Genomic DNA, 16826 nt, shown 5'->3' on the forward strand with positions numbered 1-16826 from the left:
CGGCTCAAAATGAATTTTGGGTGCTTATCATATCATCTATTGCTACTATAAAGATTCAATGTATGGAAAATTGGTGAAATTCATGGAACCTAAAGTTATTCTGATTACGGGTTGTTCTAGTGGAATTGGTTATGATACGGCTTTGGCCTTACAACAAAGGGGACATCGCGTATTCGCCAGTTGCCGCAAAGAAGAGGATGTTAAAAAACTGCGAGAGTTGGGACTTGAAACCTTGCAGATGAATATGGATGACAGCCATTCCGTTCGTTTGGCCTTTCATGAAATGCTTAAAAAAGCAGACGGTCGTCTGGATGCAATCATTAATAATGCGGGTTATGGACAGGCTGGAGCCTTGGAAGATTTGCCTCGGGAAGCTTTAAGGGCGCAATTTGAAACCAATGTGTTTGGTCTTATGGATTTAACCCGGCTTGCCATTCCTACCATGCGCAAACAAGGCCATGGGCGAATTATTAATATCAGCTCAATCCTCGGGGTAATTAGCATGCCCTTTCGTGGCGCTTATAATGCCTCCAAATATGCGGTGGAAGGTCTAAGCGATACATTGCGTCTGGAACTTAAGCCTTCAAATATACAAGTGATCACCATCGAACCAGGGCCTATTGAAAGCCGATTTCGAGATAACTGTATTGATCATTCAATGAAACGCATCAATCAGGAAAATAGTCATTTCCGTGAACAATATCAAGTGTTGGCGGGAATGTATCGCAGCAACAAAAATCAATCTTTGTTCACCCGCAAAGCGGATGCTGTGGTTGCAAAAATCATTCATGCGATAGAATCAAAGCATCCAAAAGTAAAATATCGCGTGACCATTCCTGCTCATTTATTTGTCTTTTTAAAAAGGATTTTACCGGTTAATACTTTAGATAAGTGCTTAGCCTTTATATCAAAAAAAGAGTTTACGCCAAACCAGCGCTCAGGGGTTGAGGAGTCAAGATAGCGATTTAAGGATAAGACATATACCGCTCAGCGGGAACACAAGGGCTATCAACGTATTCGCCATTTACTTTTAATACCATATTGACGTTTGCTCGTTGATAGCGGGTAAGAATTTCATATTCTGCCTGGTTTATATACACTCGCGTGTTGCCGCAATACACAAGCGAGTATGAGGATGGATGAGGGTTTGCATGTGCTGGTAGATCACATTCCCAGCGAAATCGTGTTAAATCGCAATTGGCGAATGATTTTCCAAGAAGCGTAAAGAATAAAATTATCGCTATACCCACTTTTCCCATAATCGCAACTCCATGCTAAGTTAATGTATGTGGCATCATAAAGGCCATGTCCGAACTCAGTTATTTAGACCAGTGTCATTCTTAATGAATAGCTTATTAGCTGATAAAGATGCAAATTGCTTTTATGCCGAGCTTATTGTTGATTATCGTCGGCTCATTGGAATTCTTTAGAATGGAGGAGAATGCATGAATTCGTCGACAGAGGAGTATTTAAATGCTTTGCGCTGTGGTGATTATCTGCAGGCAGTCAACTGGCTTGAGTTTCTTTTGGCACGTTATGAGGTATCAGAGGGAGATGCCGACCTGTTGTTACAAATTGCTATCTTTGAGTTGATTCATCATGGTTTTGTTCCTGAAGACTTTCACCACATTCAGTTGCTGTATGATTTATTGTATGAACAAATGCCGCCGTTTATAGAAAAAAATGCTTATCAAGCTACCGTGCTCTGTAACGCAGCGATGCAAGTCATGGTATTTTTTGATTATCAAGTCATCGATTTTTATTCAAATGTTTCTCTTAAAGACCCTAAAGAAATCCAAGCCTGGATGCAGCGAAATCATGAACGTTTAGAGCCACAAAAAAATAATGAAGAATTGATGAAACGTTATACTGCTCTAAACCAGGCTGTGGCTGACAGTCTAGCAGAAGCTCGAGTCATCAGAGAGCAAATCAACAGTCTTTTGGAAGTTAAACACCTTCTTAAATTATATCTTGAGAAACTGACCTCCGTTCCACCCGAAGGAGAATTTCACGCGATCAGGCAGGGATTATTACAGTCTTTGCAGATGTACTTAAAAGATAAGACGATTGCTGCCAAGGAAATTCTTGAAGAAATCAGCAGTTTTATTTTAGCCTTAAAAAAAATGGAACCTCACGATTGGGAAATGGCCTATTTAGACAAAATGCTTCCTAATGGCTCAGTCAATAAACCCTTTGTTTCCCGGATCTTTGAATCCTCCGCCAATCATTTTCATTTTTTTGCCATTAAAATGCTGGATTCAATGTTGCCTAAAGTGGCGTCTAAGGAATCCAATTCTAAGAAGCAAACCCTAGCTCATTAGCCGTCGTCAGATGCTTAAGAGTCCTTCATGTTTGAGCAGGCCAATTTTATAGCATAAAGCCTCAGGTTTTCCCATGTAACCCCCTTGATTATGCTTACCTACCACTCGATGACATGGAATAAACAAGGCAATCGGATTGCTCTTGCAGGCTTGGCCAATAGCTCGCGGACTGGATTGTAAGCGGCTGGCTAATTCCCCGTAGCTTAAACTGCGGCCGACGGGTATGACCAATAAAGCATTCCAAACCCGTTGTTGGTAAGACGTTCCTTGTGGCTTAAGGGACAGTCGAAAGCGATAATGAGGATCTGCAAAATACTGCTCAATTTCCTGAGATATCAGGGTGGTTAAAGAGTTGCTTTGATTGTTTTGCGTGGGAGTTTCAGTGAAGCTTGCCTGAAATAAATAATGCTCATTGTAACTAACCTCAAGCCAACCGACTGGCGTCTTGAACGAGCTGACAATGAGCATTGAATACCTTAGTCTTCTTTCTTACTGACCAATTTTTCTTTAATACGAGCAGCTCGGCCAGCTAGATCACGGAGGTAATACAATTTTGCACGACGCACGTCACCGCGACGTTTAACCATAATACTGTCCACAATAGGACTGTACGTTTGGAAAACACGCTCAACGCCGACCCCGTGAGAAATCTTGCGCACGGTAAAAGCAGAATTCAATCCTCTGTTTCTTTTGGCAATTACGATACCTTCAAATGCCTGTAAACGCTCACGGTTTCCTTCCATCACCTTAACTTGAACCAAAACGGTGTCGCCAGGGCTAAAATCAGGAACGGTTTTGCCTTTCATTTGCTCGGCGTTTAATTGATCAATAATGTTGCTCATGGTCACTCCTCAAATTGGTATTCCTTCAAAAGGAAGTACCCTGTTCGCTTTTAAACTCGGCAAGCAATTGCTTATCGAGCTCGCTTAATTGGATTTTATCTAATAAATCCGGGCGCTTAAGCCAGGTTTTGCCCAGGCTTTGTTTTCGACGCCAACGTTCAATATCTCGATGATGCCCGCTTAATAATACAGATGGTACTTCCAAACCATTAATCATTGCGGGTCTGGTGTAATGAGGGCAATCCAATAAGCCATTCATAAACGAATCTTGCTCAGCTGAACATAAATGCCCAAGGCTTCCAGGCAAGAGGCGAATAATCGCATCAATAAATACCATGGCTGCCAATTCACCACCACTTAAAACAAAATCTCCTAAAGACCATTCTTCATCTACATGCTGAGTAATGATCCGCTCATCTATTCCTTCGTAACGTCCTGCTATAAAGACTAAGGATTGTTGAGCTTCAGCCAACTTATTCAAGTCATGCTGACGAATGGTTTTACCCTGCGGACTCAAATATATTGTCCTGCAAGCCGCTGTCATTTGTGCTTTGGCGTGATTAATGGCACCTGCAAGAGGTTCATACATCATCACCATGCCAGGGCCACCACCATAGGGTTTATCGTCTACCTGGCGATATGGACCTGTTGCCCAGTCTCGTGGATTCCAGTAATCCAATTTTGCTAAGCCGTGCTCAATGGCACGACCCACTACGCCATACTTTAATGCTTCAAACATTTCTGGCATTAAAGTCACTACAGCCAAATGCAGCATTTAAAAATTCACATCCCAGTCGACGCTGATAACAGCGCGCTCAGAATCTATATCCAAAATAAATTGCCCCGGCAAATAGGGGATCAAATGTCGTTTTTCACCGACAATCACCAACACGTCATTTGAGCCGGTTGGCATGATTTCTTTCACAACCCCAAGCAGAATGCCTTGCTGATTCACAACCTGCATACCAACCAGCTCATGCCAGTAGTATTCACCTTCTTCCAGGTTGGGAAGCTGGGCACGACTGACTGCAATTTCGACATTGCCAAGAGCAGCCGCTTGCTCACGTTCATTAAAGCCTTCAAGACGAACGAGAATGGACTTTTCAGTCATCTCCACTCGTACGATCTTAAGAGCCTGCCACTGCTTATTAATGTAAGCGTGCCAATCCGTGTACTGCAGAATGTTATCGCGAGGCTCTGTAAAGGAATGAACCGTGACAAAGCCTTTTATCCCATGGGGGCGGCCAAAGCGACCAATAACAATCCAATCAGCAAGCTTGTCCACGTTTTATTTAGCGGTTTCAGCGCTTTTCTTATTGTATTCTTTCACTAAAGCACGAACGCGATCAGATAATTGCGCGCCTACTTTTTGCCAGTGGACTAATTTATCCATTTCCAAGTGCAAGCGAGGTTCTTGACCGCGTGCAATCGGATTGAAATAGCCAATTCGCTCGATGTAATTACCGCGTTTGCGGCTATCGGTAACAACCATGTTATAGAATGGACGCTTCTTAGCGCCTGCTCGTGATAAACGTATAACTACCATTATGTCCTCTACTTTAAGAGTGTTTACGTAAAAATGCCGTGTATTGTACGAAAATTAACTCGGCATTGGAAGCCCATTTTCCAGAAATTATTTATGGTCAATCTTCAGGGAATAAACCTTTGAGGCCCGTCATGCCTCCCATTCCCCTCATCATCTGCTTAATGCCACCGGGTTTAGTGAATTTCTTCATCATTTTTTGCATTTGTTCAAATTGCTTAAGCAAACGATTCACATCCTGAATTTGTGTTCCTGAGCCCAAGGCAATTCTTTTCTTGCGTGAACCAACGATTATTTTGGGAATACGGCGCTCCTTTGGCGTCATGGAGTTGATAATGGCAATGGTTTGCGCCATGGCTTTATCATTCACCTGACTGAGTGCTTTTTGAGGCAGTTGGCTCATGCCTGGCAATTTACTCATCATGCCAGCAATACCCCCCATATTGTTCATTTGCAACAATTGCTGCTTGAAGTCTTCTAAATCAAAACCCTTACCTTTCTTCAGTTTTTTAGCCAATTTCTCACTGGCTTGTTTATCCGCCTTGCGCTCAACTTCTTCAATTAAGGTAAGAATGTCTCCCATGCCCAATATACGAGAGGCAATTCGGTCAGGATAAAACGGCTCAAGAGCTTCTACTTTTTCCCCACTACCTAAAAATTTAATCGGTTGACCTGTAATGTGCTTAACAGAAAGAGCAGCCCCACCGCGGGCATCGCCGTCGGTTTTGGTCAAAATAACCCCTGTCAAAGGGAGGGCTTCATGAAAGGCTTTGGCGGTATTGGCCGCATCTTGACCGGTCATGCTGTCTACGACAAAAAGTGTTTCGATGGGATTTAGTGCATGATGAAGAACCTTAATTTCATCCATCATTTCGCTATCAATGTGCAGGCGGCCTGCAGTATCGAAAATGACCACATCCATGAATTGCTTTTTTGCACTTTCCAAGGCTTTTTGCGCAATCTCTAGAGGCCGCTCCTGGGCTTGGCTGGGGTAAAATGCCGCGCCTATTTGCTCAGCAAGTAATTTAAGTTGCTCGATGGCCGCGGGTCGATAAACGTCCAAACTGACCAACATGACTTTTTTGCTTTCGGTTTCCTTTAAATAGCGGGCTAATTTGGCAGTACTGGTGGTTTTACCTGAACCTTGTAAGCCAGCCATTAGGAAAACAGCCGGTGGTTGTGTTTTAAAATTGAGCTCTGCCCGCGAGTCACCCAAAACATGGACCAATTCGTCATGGACAATTTTAACGAAGGCCTGATCAGGCTTTAAATTGGCCAATACTTCTTGACCTAATGCTTTTTGCTTGACCCCGTCAATAAATTCCTTCACCACGGGCAAGGCTACATCGGCCTCCAGAAGAGATAAGCGGATTTCTCTTAAAGGGGCATTGATATTGTCCTCGGTTAATCTTGCTTGTCCACTGATGGTTTTAAAAGCCTGGGTTAAGCGTTCGGTTAAGTTTTCAAACATGCCAATACTCAGATGCAAAAACAATAACTATAGCATAGCAGAGGGAGTTGCTAAACCCTGATGCACTAACAATTAATGGAAGATAATTAAGCAGGCTGTAGACAATATTTAGCCGGCCATTCCGAAGGAATCCCTTCAAAAAGCCGCTGTACTTGCCGATGAGTGGCTCATTCATTTTGAAAAACAAGTAAAGCCTGATAAATAGCCCTTAACACAAGCGATGAGTTTGCTTAAAATCATGGCATAATGAATTGCGCCAAGCCAACTGGAGTTATGCATGATCCCGCAAAGTGATTATTTTGCCCAGGAAGATTATAAAGCGATAAAAATTCATGACAATTGCCATCCTCGTTTAAAAATACAGCCCATGTACTTTGAATTGGGTTTCAGCCCCGTACCACACATGTTTGCCCGCTTTGCTGTCTTGGATAGACTATTACAAGCTCTGCAATCGTTACCTCAACACTATGGTTTTCTCATTTGGGATGTTTATCGTCCGAGAGAGGTGCAAGGCAAATTGTTTGCCTGGATGAAGAATGAAATCCGCAATCGCTCTCCGCATCTGAACGAAGAAGAACTCGAAACCGAAGTGTTAAAATACGTGGCAGCTCCCTCTAAAGTTGGAGACCGTTATTGTTCACCTCATTTAAGTGGTGGCGCTATTGATTTAACTCTGTTTGATTTTAGTCAAAATCAACCCCTGGATATGGGAACTCCATTTGATGATCCAAGCGATGTGGCGCATCGAGATTATTTCACACTCAAAGCGGAGATTAGCGAGGCAGACCTCGTTTTTAAAGAAAGGCGGGAATTATTGCGTCAATCCATGGAGAAAGTTGGCTTTACCTCCTATCAGTATGAGTGGTGGCATTTTGACTTAGGTAATGCTTCATGGGGAAAAATAACAAAACAGCCGGAGGCATTTGGACCTTTGTTTGGTAATCACGAATGGCCAAACTCCTGAAACGCTGTCTGTTTATAGTTTTACCTGACTCTGGCATAATGAAACGTTCCTGAATATTGGCTAGCAGCCATATTGGTTGCTCATTCTTTCTTATAGCAATGGAGCCTCAGTGCAATTTTCTTTGACAACTCTATTTTTAGTGTTGCTCTTTCTAGTCCTTCTGTCCGCATTTTTTTCTGGGTCAGAAATTGGCATGATGTCACTCAATCGCTATCGTTTGCGTTATCTCGTTAAAAAAAATAATAAGCAGGCCATTCGCGTTAACCAGATGCTCTCTCGCCCAGATCGTTTGTTAAGTGTTATTTTAATTGGCAACACCTTCGCCAATATAGTCGCATCCATGGTTGCCACCCTTATAGGCCAGCGTTTATATGGTGACACTGGAGTGGCTGTGGCAACCATTTTGCTAACCTTGTTGATCCTGGTGTTTTCGGAAATGGTTCCTAAAACGCTTGCAGCACTTCACCCGCAACAAATCGCGTTTGTTGCTTCAATACCTATAAAATTTTTACAAAAACTGTTAGCTCCTCTTATTCAAGCCATCAGTTGGATAACGAATGTTATTTTAAGATTATTTAATGTTTCGGCGGAAAAAACGCAGCGCGAAGCATTATCAAGAGATGAGCTGCGCTCCGTTGTACATGAGGCGGGTAGCTTAATGCCCGTGGAGCACAAAAGCATGCTGATTAGTTTGCTCGATCTTGAGCAAGCAACAGTTGAAGACATCATGATTCCTAAAGCAGACATTGTTGGTGTGGATTTGGAACAACCCTGGCATAAAGTGATTGAAGAGTTAGAAATAGCCCAGCATAACCGACTGCCTTTATACCGGGGAACCATTGATAATTTAGTTGGCCTTATTCATATGCGAGATGTGCTCCATTTGGTTCTTGAAGAACGCTTAGATATGGATAATTTACTTAAAATTTGTGATTCGCCTTATTTCATTCCCGAAGAAACTCCCCTGAATGTTCAAATCTTGAATTTCCAGAAAGTTAAAAAACGAAGTTGTTTTGTTGTGGATGAGTATGGCGATTTGTTGGGCTTAGTCACCCTTGAGGATATTCTGGAGGAAGTCGTGGGTGAATTTACAACCGATGTGGCCGACCTCGGTCAGGAAATTATTCCACAAAAGGATGGTTCTTTTCTGGTTGATGCAAGCATCACTCTCCGGCATTTGCATCGTACATTAGCTTGGCAGTTTCCAGCAATTGGACCAAGAACTTTAAGCGGTTTGATTATTGAATATTTAGGCTATATTCCTCCAGCCGATTGCTGTTTGCAAATAGAAACCTTTCAGATTGAGATTTTAAAGGTGGGTGAAAACATGGTCAAAACGGTCCGCATGTGGAAAGTTGCCAAGAGAAAAAAGTAATACAGCTATTGAGGCAATCACATTGTGTAGCACACTAAGCCTTGGATTCATTCGCTTCTTTAAGGGTCATAACGCGAGAAGTAAACAAATAACCGCCATTGCGAATCGTTTTAATTAAAGCCGGTTTTTTGGCATCCGTTTCTATTTTTTGTCGCAAACGACTAATCTGCACATCAATTCTCCTGTCAAATGGAGATAAATCCGCATTTTTAGTAAGCTGTAACAGAAATTCTCGTCCTAAGACCCGTTGAGGCTGCCTGACAAAAGCCAAAAGTAAATCGTACTCACCAGCACTGAGCTGTAATTCTTCGCGTGTATTGCTATCTAAAACCTGACGAGAGGCTGGATATAAACGCCAGTTAGCAAATAATAAAACTTCCTTTTCTTGCTCATTGTCTTTAGCAGAGCGCGATACCCGACGTGAAATGGCGCTAATTCGAGCGTGCAATTCGCGTGGGTGCAGGGGTTTGAGCAAAAAGTCATCGGCACCCGCTTCAAGCATCTTGACGCAAGCATTTTCATTGGGCTCATCACTAATCACCAATAGGGGCACAAGATAGCGACGATAAAGATTGTCAATTAACGAGGGATCTTCTTGGATAAGCGAGCAGTTCACAAGTAAAGCTGCTGGAGGTTCTGATTCATTCTCCAGTTGTGAAAGGCTGCTGTATTGAATGATATCAAAATCAAATTTATCAAAATATTGGACGAGTTGTTCGTCAATTGGAGCATCGTCAATAATCAATAAGTATTTGCGATGCGATAACATTCAATCAATTCTCCCGCTGTCTCTTCATATTTGAAGAATTATATACATCTTATTATAGAATTGGCATGAAAAAGTTCATTCATCTCCAAGATTTTTCTTATTGATGAAAATAGTGAACATCACTGGCAATAGCAGAGCCTAATTTGTAGAATAAAGCGATTTTTGCAAATTGCCAAATTAGGAGATAGTCAGATGAATAAATTGTTCTATGTTTTAGGGTTAGCTTTATGTCTAATCCTTGGTGGATGCGGTAAAGATGTTCCCCCTGGAGAATACGATGTCAATGAAGTGGGTAAATTGAAAAAAGTGGCATCAGGAGTGATTATTTCCAAACGTCCCGTGAAATTCCACAGCAAAGCACCCAATGGTCTAAATGAAAAAACACCGGGTAGCGAGTATCTGGATGGCGGCCGTGGTTATGTCTATGTTATTAAATTAAACAGCGGTGCCATTGTTTCCGTAGCGCAAGCAGAAGAACTGAATTTGAAAGTAAAACAAAAAGTTCTTGTGGTTTATGGCAAAACAACGCGCATCATGCCCGATAACGGTACCGACATGTAATCTGTTTTTTTCTTGGAGATGTCTTGCATCTCCAAGATTAAATAAGCCTGCCTTACTCTTCCTTAGTTTTTTGACTATCATTAACATAATTGCTCATATTTTTAACTGACAGAAATTATCAATAAAGTTGTAAATGGAAACTAACGCTGTCGCTCATTAGACAGTATACAGTTTGATGGACTGATGCATGGATGGAAAACATGGCTGACAAAAAGGTTTCAATCAATTTCCTCGTTAATAACCATGCACGCATCAAAGCACGCTTAAAATACGAAATTAAATTTTTGGAAAATCGTTTGCATAAAGCCATGGGCGATGGCAAACATGTTCGTCTTAAAACGCAGGATGCGGCACAACTTAGTTCGGAATTAGCCATTAAATACTCCGAGCTTGCTTCCTTGCTGCAAGTGGATGTCAAAATTAAACCAAAAGGCGACTTGAGGGTTTTAGAAAATAATCCTTCCCGTTATTACGTGGTCATCCAAACATTAAAACAGCAGCTGAGCCGCAACCTGTCCTTATCTGAAGAGTTAATGATAATTCACAAGCTTGAAAATTATTACAAATATTTGCAACAACAACTGAATGGCCTTCAGCCACAATCCATTGAAATAAGCCAACGCTCACTTACAGGAAAATTGAAAGCCATTTTAAATGTAAACGGCAGCGTGGAATGGTTGCATGCCATTGTTGATTTAGCTAATGATGTTGGTGAAAACCTCATCTCCTGTTTCGGTTTAATTAGCCAATTAAATCAACAGGAACTCTTAGGTCTTGCCCAATATTATGAAAAATCGGATGTTATTTTTCTTATTGCGAGCCTTTTTTACTACAAACAACAACCTCATAAATTGTTTAAACAAACCCTGCACCCTGAAAAACTGGCGTCTGTAAAAAACAGATTATTCATGCTGTATCAATTCATTGAGAGCCTTCACGAAAATTTGTTCCATCATCTTAAACAGCAAGGCATTGCCATTCACGATTACTTATTTCATGAAGAAGAAATGCCCGCCGGAATCAAAATAGAGGCCGAGCAGAATGCAAATGTAATCATCTCGGCGTTGAAAGAGTGGCGCTTAATGAGTCACGCCCAGTCCGATGAAATCTTCCTGGCAAATAAGATTAATGATTTATTTCGTTGTTACAAATTTTGGTTTAACCCCAACCGTTTAATTGATACAGCAATGACTTTGAATCAACTGTCATTAAAACATACAAATGGGCAAGCGGGAAATTTCAATAAATTCTGCCTTTTTATGCAGGAATTGTTTCAGCGTTTGTCGACTACAGATTGTCTTGATTTATATGGGTACTTTAGCAACAAAGACAGCAGTTATTTAATGCAAATCCTCTCAGCACTCCTTCATGATGAACAGGTGATTTCCATTCCAATTCCAAATCAACAACAAAAATATGCACTTGAGCGAGTTTATAAGACTCTGGCTACCATTATGGAGGCGTTAAGAGAAGAGTTAGGAAGAAGGCATGTATTAACAGAAGCTTACCACCATATTCATGAGCGTAAACCCCTTAAACCCGGCCATAGAAATTTAAATGCTATCATCCATATCATGAACTTATACTGTGATTCAGCGGTTTTGGAAAATAAAACCATTGAGGCTCTCTTCAAGGAGATGGGGACGCATACGTGATTTTGGGTAGGCTGCTAATTCTTTACCGTAAAAGGATAATAAATTTTGCAGCAAGCCAGTCGCAGGTGAATGTCGCGCAAAAGAAGAATTCATATCATCGCTCCATTGTCCACTGCGCGTATTGAGGAGAATGCTGATGTATTGATAATCATCAGGGTATAAGGCCAGTAACCAGTCTCCTTCTAAAATCGCATACAATTTCATTGCGTCAAATAGTGGTATTCTGTCTTTCCTTATCTCAAGCCAATTGTTCTTTGGGTTCACTTGGTACATCAATTTAGCCAGCTGAGTGAGGTTCTTTTCAGACACCAAGTAGTTCGGCAATGCACCACTTTCCATAAAAATGGCTCTCGACGGCAAGGTTTTTCCGTTTAGAATTGCATGCAATAAAGATATGCCATCGAAAGATTTTGAGCTTCTGATGTTTAAAAAAGAGAGAATTGTAGGGGCAATATCAATCAGAGATACACGTTCATCAATAACTTGTTTTCTGTTCAGCAGCTGGCTATTTTTAAAAATTTTAAAATAGAGCAAACTGTGGAATTGGGACGGGCTAAGGAGATCCGAACCATGACCAACGCTCGTTTCAAGAGTAGTTGTTGTTTTACGTCGAAAATAATCGGCAAGGTGCTCAGGGTCATTCCCCTGATATTTTTTTCGGTCTATTGCACGACTGCCTTTACGGTAAATGGCCTCGCCATGATCACTTAAAATTAACAGCAAACTATTGCTTAAATATCCTTCCTTTTCCAAGCTATCCAGAGTGCGTCCTACTTGAGTATCAGCCTCATGGATTGCCTTTAAATAAAGATCCTCACGCTCATAAAAACTGAAATCGTTAGTAATGCCTGCAGGAGAGGAACTGGCCCAAACGTAAGGCCAGTGAGGCAGGGTGAAATGGACAGCCAAAAACAAAGGGGCTTGCGTAGTTCGAGTTTTAATTGCATCCAGTAAAGCATTGTGAAGGCTAGTGGGATAATAAGAGAAGTAACTGGCTCGATTCAGATGGTTATAAGGAAATAACCAATGGCTAATTTTGAAATTAATTAAGAGGTTACTCAAGGGAAAATCGTAAAATGTGCCGAGTAAAAAATCGTTTACACCAGCTTTTGGCCCAAGGATATGATCAAATCCAAAATCGTAGCTGATTTTAGAGAATTGCCGATCATCCGTTACATATATGGTTTCATAACCCTTATTTTTAAGAACCCAACCCAGACTTCCATTTTTGTTAACCTCATCAGAAGGCATAAGATTGTAACGGGCGCCATGATGGAGGGGATAGTCTCCTGTCAAAATCGACGTCCAAGCCGGAAAAGTTCGAGCAAGTGGAGTGATGGTTTCTCTAAAAGCAGTGCTGTCCTTGGCAAATTTATAAATGTTAGGTGTTAAATTGGGATTGATGTATTGGGCACTCAAGGAATCTACGCCAATAAATATAACATTAGCTAAAGTTGCTTTGGCTTTATCATGAACCTTAGCTTTGGCTTCATGAAGAATTAAAACTGTGAAAGCAGCAATGACGCCAATTGCCGCAAGGCCGTGAGCCCTATAAAGGATGAGGCTTTTAAAAATGGCATTTATGCTTAAGAAAAAAATTGCTGCAAGAGAAAGAAATAAAACGGTTTTGATCAGCAGTGAAGGGCATTCCGGTAAAAATAAACGGCTAAACCAGCTCATTGGAAAAAAATGACAGTTCAGGCTGGTTAATGCGAGTACGGTGATAAAAAAAATGCCAGCCTGTACTTGTGCGAGGGATAGGGATTTAAAGTAATTTCTTATCCCCCAAAACCAGATGCTTTGTACTAGGCATAGCAGAAAATACAAAACAATTTGCATCAACACAGCGAAAGCAATTTCCCCATAAACGCTGGCGGGCAGGTGAACTGCATTCATAAAATTACCCGTTTGACTGAGAATAAAAATGAATTGCAAGCTCAGAAAAAAAGCATTAAACCAGGCAAAATTTAGAAAATAAGAGTGAACATAATATTTCACGATTTGGGCACAAGGTTGTTTAAGTGCCAATTATAAACGTAACCATCAATCGTATTGATGTGTTTCAACTGACTGCGTAAAGGTTCTTTTGCAAATTGCTTAAGATGAGTGATTATGTCGGCCTTCGAGCCACCAAAATCGTCGCTATACCATTCATAAATTTTTGACACAATTAACTCACCTTCAATGACTTGTGCCCCTCGCAGTGAATTAATGTACTCAGAGGCCGCTTCATTCAGCTGTGCTTCTATCGTTGAGCCGTGATAAGCCTGTTTACCCAAATTAGCCGCGCCAATCGAGCCGTTGTTGATCGCGTAATGAGTGCGTGGATCATTCCAAACCGGTCGAATGATTCGATTATTAATTTCATCGAGGGATAAGGGAGTGCCATTAATGGTGACCAGTTTTGCGCCCCAAGGTCCTACGCTAAACAGGCCAGGGGAGATATTAATGTCTTCAATACTGCCAACAGGGTAGTAATCAGCCACGATTTGTACCGTTAAAGCATTATAGAGGTTTAACCAAAAAGCCAGTTGCTCATCGCGATTATAGGCGTCAATGTCAATATGGCTCATTTTATCGATGTAATTTTTGAGCAGATTATAATCCGCATCCGTCATGTGCGCGTAGTCAACCAAATTGATTCCTTCTTCATTGGTAACAACACGCCGGTTTAGGAATTCTTGCCAATCGTCATGATTAATGGCGGCGGTGGATAATGGATTGTTTGTTTCCCAAATTGGCCATAGACTTTTATTAAAAGAGGCATGGGTAATGCTCGTGACTAAAATAAGGCTTATAAAAAGATAACTACCCTGTAAGAATCGTTTCATACAAAACACTTTATACACTTACCGTAGCTCGATTTTTCAATGCACTACCTATGGTATTCGCATCTAAAAATTCAAGCTCGCCTCCAGAAGGGATGCCATGCGCTAATTGACTAACGCGAATGGGCTGGTCACTTAATAAATCAAAGATAAAATGGACGGTGGTCTGACCCTCAACTGTAGGACTTAAGGCCAGAATTACCTCGTGGATGTTTTCATCAATAACCAGTTGTCGAAGCTTTGGGAGCCCTATATCGTCAGGACCTAAGCCATCAAGAGGAGAAATTTTTCCCATCAATACGAAATAACTTCCATTAAATGCATTACTTTGTTCAACCGCTGCCACGTCTGCTGGCGTTTCAACAACGCACAGGACACTGGCATCGCGAGTTGAATTTTGACACAGCTTGCATAAATCCAGCTCTGTATAATTATTACAACGTTTACAAGGATGAAGAGTTTGCATGGCTTCTTCGAGACAAGAAGCCAGATGCAAGCCGCGTTGGCGCTGATGTTGCAATAAGTGAAACACCATTCTTTGGGCGGACTTGGGACCAATTCCAGGCAGACAACGCAGAGCATCCACCAGCCGACTCATGACATCCATCAGTGGTTTTATTCCTTTTCGCGATCTTTCATGAAATCCGTTGGAATATTAAGACCAGCGGTTAATTCGCTGATTTTCCTTTTGGACTCTTGTTCCACTTTGCGAGAGGCATCGTTAAACGCTGCGACAACTAAATCTTCAAGCATTTCAACGTCTTCATCCATCAAGGATTGCTTGATCTTTACTTTACTGACTTCATGATTGCCTTTCATTTCAACTTCCACCATGCCGCCCCCGGAAACTCCTTTAACAGATAATTCACTTAACTGTTTTTGAGCCTCTTGCATGCGTTGTTGCATTTTTTGGGCTTCTTTCATGATGTTGCCAAGATTTTGATTAATATCCATGGTTACCTCTCGTTAGAATTACTTTGTTTATTATAATTCATCTTTAGCGGGTGCAATAGAATTTTTGACCAATTCGGCTGAAAATTCTTGTTTTAGTTGCTGAAAAAAAGCATCTTGCTGCAAAGCGATCTCAGCTTCTTGTTGACGCTGAGTTTGAGCCAATTGCTTTTGCTGTGCTGGAGATTCTTTAACGCTCTCATTAATTTCAATGACAAGTTTGATATTTTCTTTGTAATATGCGGTCAAAGCTTGCTCAATACGATTGACAACGGTTTCAGTGAACAGAGACTGATGGCCCTTTGCCACAGCGAAAGTAATGTGCCGGTCAGATTTCCCAATAAATGCAGCATTTTCAGCTGCTGACAGCGCTAAACCCGTTAATTTAAGCTGCTTAAGAACGGATGGCCAAGCCTGATCAACAGCTGTTTTGGCTTCATTTTTAATCTGGGTGGCTGTAGAAATTTCTTCTTGTGCTTGCCCAACGACCGGTTTGCTAATGGACTTTTGCAATTCAGGAGGCGCCATTTCATTAGAAGTTGTAGGGAGGTTTACTTCAGAGTGTGCTGACGAACCAATCGGGTTTTGATGATTAATCACTTCATAACTTAATGTCGGAGTAACTGCTTTCGGAGCAGGGCGAAAAGCTAACATTCTTAATACAGTCATTTCAAAGCCAACAGCTAAAGATGGCGCCAGATGCATATCCTCGGAACCTTTAATGGCAATTTGATAGAACAGTTGAACGTCTTGCGGACTAAATTGTTTCGCCAAGGCTTTAATATGTGGTTCATTGTTAATCAAAGGGTTGTCAGCAGCCAGGCTTTGACAAATTGTAATCTGGTGAAGATCATCCAACAGCTCATCCAATACATAACGGAAATGTCCTCCTTCCATGGCAATTTGCCTGCAAATGTCAATCAATCCTTTCGGGTCAAGCATGGCTAAGCTGTGCAGTAATTGCGCCGCATAATCTTGATGGGTATAACCAAGAATTGATTTTAACTCCTTGGCATTTAACCCGCCATCACAAGTTGCAATAGCCTGATCCAGTAAACTTAGCGCATCGCGCATGCTGCCTTTTGCCGCTTTGGCCAGAATAGCCAAAGCTTCTTCTTCAAAAGATAACCGCTCTTCGTCAAGGATATCTTTTAAATGCTGATGGATTAAATCTTGCGACAAATGCCTTAGGTGAAATTGAATGCAACGAGACAACACCGTTACTGGTAATTTTTGTGGATCAGTGGTGGCAAGTAAAAACTTGACATGTGTCGGCGGCTCTTCAAGCGTTTTTAGCAATGCATTGAAGCTGTGCTGTGACAGCATGTGTACTTCGTCAATTAAATAAATTTTAAAACGGCCATTCACTGGAGCGTATTGCACGTTGTCCAAAAGCTCACGCGTATCTTCTACTTTGGTACGCGATGCACCGTCAATTTCAATAAGATCAATAAAGCGTCCTTGTTCGACGGCCTTACAGGCATCACATTGAAGACAAGGATTCGCGCTAATACCTTGTTCGCAATTTAGCGCTTTTGCTAAAAGA

General features: G+C 41.5%; 19 protein-coding genes (1 of these 19 cut by a window edge). 6 read left to right on the forward strand and 13 right to left on the reverse strand.

Features of this window, described 5'->3' with window-relative positions:
• Positions 1-82: 82 nt before the first annotated feature.
• On the forward strand, positions 83-961 hold the full coding sequence (locus EL203_RS01725) for an SDR family NAD(P)-dependent oxidoreductase (RefSeq protein WP_058469914.1): 879 nt from the start codon (positions 83-85) through the stop codon (positions 959-961).
• A 4-nt stretch (positions 962-965) separates the two neighbouring features.
• On the opposite strand, the gene EL203_RS01730 is transcribed toward EL203_RS01725, so the two are convergent.
• Positions 966-1262 (reverse strand): hypothetical protein, encoded by a 297-nt coding sequence (locus EL203_RS01730; RefSeq protein WP_375232626.1) that lies wholly within the window; start codon positions 1260-1262, stop codon positions 966-968.
• A 183-nt stretch (positions 1263-1445) separates the two neighbouring features.
• Here EL203_RS01730 and EL203_RS01735 point away from each other — a divergent pair, with 183 nt between their 5' ends.
• Positions 1446-2321 (forward strand): helical bundle domain-containing protein, encoded by an 876-nt coding sequence (locus EL203_RS01735; RefSeq protein ID WP_058469897.1) that lies wholly within the window; start codon positions 1446-1448, stop codon positions 2319-2321.
• A 6-nt stretch (positions 2322-2327) separates the two neighbouring features.
• On the opposite strand, the gene EL203_RS01740 is transcribed toward EL203_RS01735, so the two are convergent.
• The 6 genes from EL203_RS01740 to ffh all read right to left on the reverse strand — a co-directional run bounded on the left by EL203_RS01740 (position 2328) and on the right by ffh (position 6177).
• Positions 2328-2789, reverse strand: coding sequence for a methylated-DNA--[protein]-cysteine S-methyltransferase (locus EL203_RS01740; protein WP_058469898.1), 462 nt, complete (start codon positions 2787-2789; stop codon positions 2328-2330).
• Positions 2790-2797: 8 nt separating this feature from the next.
• Positions 2798-3163 (reverse strand): 50S ribosomal protein L19, encoded by a 366-nt coding sequence (gene rplS / locus EL203_RS01745; protein WP_058469899.1) that lies wholly within the window; start codon positions 3161-3163, stop codon positions 2798-2800.
• A 25-nt stretch (positions 3164-3188) separates the two neighbouring features.
• Complete coding sequence (gene trmD / locus EL203_RS01750; protein ID WP_058469900.1) at positions 3189-3938, reverse strand: tRNA (guanosine(37)-N1)-methyltransferase TrmD; 750 nt, start codon at positions 3936-3938, stop codon at positions 3189-3191.
• Positions 3939-4448, reverse strand: a complete 510-nt coding sequence (gene rimM, locus EL203_RS01755) for a ribosome maturation factor RimM (RefSeq protein WP_058469901.1) — start codon at positions 4446-4448, stop codon at positions 3939-3941.
• Positions 4449-4451: 3 nt separating this feature from the next.
• The gene (gene rpsP / locus EL203_RS01760) at positions 4452-4709 is read right to left on the reverse strand and encodes a 30S ribosomal protein S16 (protein ID WP_058469902.1); all 258 of its coding nucleotides are present in this window, start codon (positions 4707-4709) and stop codon (positions 4452-4454) included.
• Positions 4710-4806: 97 nt separating this feature from the next.
• Positions 4807-6177 carry a signal recognition particle protein gene (ffh, locus tag EL203_RS01765; protein ID WP_058469903.1) on the reverse strand — a complete coding sequence of 457 codons (1371 nt, stop codon included), beginning with the start codon at positions 6175-6177 and terminating at the stop codon, positions 4807-4809.
• Between the two features lie 277 nt (positions 6178-6454).
• On the opposite strand from ffh, the gene EL203_RS01770 reads away from it, so the two are divergent.
• Together EL203_RS01770 and EL203_RS01775 are read left to right on the forward strand one after the other, a co-directional pair.
• Positions 6455-7141 (forward strand): M15 family metallopeptidase, encoded by a 687-nt coding sequence (locus EL203_RS01770; RefSeq protein WP_058469904.1) that lies wholly within the window; start codon positions 6455-6457, stop codon positions 7139-7141.
• Positions 7142-7250: 109 nt separating this feature from the next.
• Positions 7251-8516, forward strand: a complete 1266-nt coding sequence (locus EL203_RS01775; protein WP_058469905.1) for an HlyC/CorC family transporter — start codon at positions 7251-7253, stop codon at positions 8514-8516.
• Between the two features lie 34 nt (positions 8517-8550).
• On the opposite strand, the gene EL203_RS01780 is transcribed toward EL203_RS01775, so the two are convergent.
• Complete coding sequence (locus EL203_RS01780; RefSeq protein WP_058469906.1) at positions 8551-9285, reverse strand: response regulator transcription factor; 735 nt, start codon at positions 9283-9285, stop codon at positions 8551-8553.
• 192 nt (positions 9286-9477) lie between these two features.
• Here EL203_RS01780 and EL203_RS01785 point away from each other — a divergent pair, with 192 nt between their 5' ends.
• Together EL203_RS01785 and EL203_RS01790 are read left to right on the forward strand one after the other, a co-directional pair.
• Entirely contained in the window at positions 9478-9846 is a 369-nt protein-coding gene (locus EL203_RS01785) for a hypothetical protein (RefSeq protein ID WP_058469907.1), read from the forward strand.
• Positions 9847-10046: 200 nt separating this feature from the next.
• Positions 10047-11501, forward strand: coding sequence for a hypothetical protein (locus EL203_RS01790; protein WP_058469908.1), 1455 nt, complete (start codon positions 10047-10049; stop codon positions 11499-11501).
• Here EL203_RS01790 and EL203_RS01795 read toward each other — a convergent pair.
• From EL203_RS01795 to dnaX, 5 genes are all read right to left on the reverse strand, one after another.
• On the reverse strand, positions 11439-13397 hold the full coding sequence (locus EL203_RS01795; RefSeq protein ID WP_126320078.1) for a sulfatase-like hydrolase/transferase: 1959 nt from the start codon (positions 13395-13397) through the stop codon (positions 11439-11441). The two genes, EL203_RS01790 and EL203_RS01795, sit on opposite strands and share 63 nt — an antisense overlap.
• 98 nt (positions 13398-13495) lie before the next feature.
• Positions 13496-14332 (reverse strand): DUF547 domain-containing protein, encoded by an 837-nt coding sequence (locus EL203_RS01800; protein WP_058469910.1) that lies wholly within the window; start codon positions 14330-14332, stop codon positions 13496-13498.
• A gap of 10 nt (positions 14333-14342) precedes the next feature.
• Positions 14343-14936 (reverse strand): recombination mediator RecR, encoded by a 594-nt coding sequence (gene recR / locus EL203_RS01805; protein ID WP_058469911.1) that lies wholly within the window; start codon positions 14934-14936, stop codon positions 14343-14345.
• An 8-nt stretch (positions 14937-14944) separates the two neighbouring features.
• Entirely contained in the window at positions 14945-15283 is a 339-nt protein-coding gene (locus EL203_RS01810; protein WP_058469912.1) for a YbaB/EbfC family nucleoid-associated protein, read from the reverse strand.
• A gap of 30 nt (positions 15284-15313) precedes the next feature.
• Positions 15314-16826: the 3' portion of a DNA polymerase III subunit gamma/tau gene (dnaX, locus tag EL203_RS01815; RefSeq protein WP_058469913.1), read on the reverse strand. 167 nt of this gene lie beyond the right edge of the window; only the last 1513 of its 1680 coding nucleotides appear in the window; its start codon lies off the right edge, out of view; its stop codon occupies positions 15314-15316.

The sequence above is a fragment of the Legionella jordanis genome, assembly GCF_900637635.1.
GTDB classification, from domain to species: domain Bacteria; phylum Pseudomonadota; class Gammaproteobacteria; order Legionellales; family Legionellaceae; genus Tatlockia; species Tatlockia jordanis.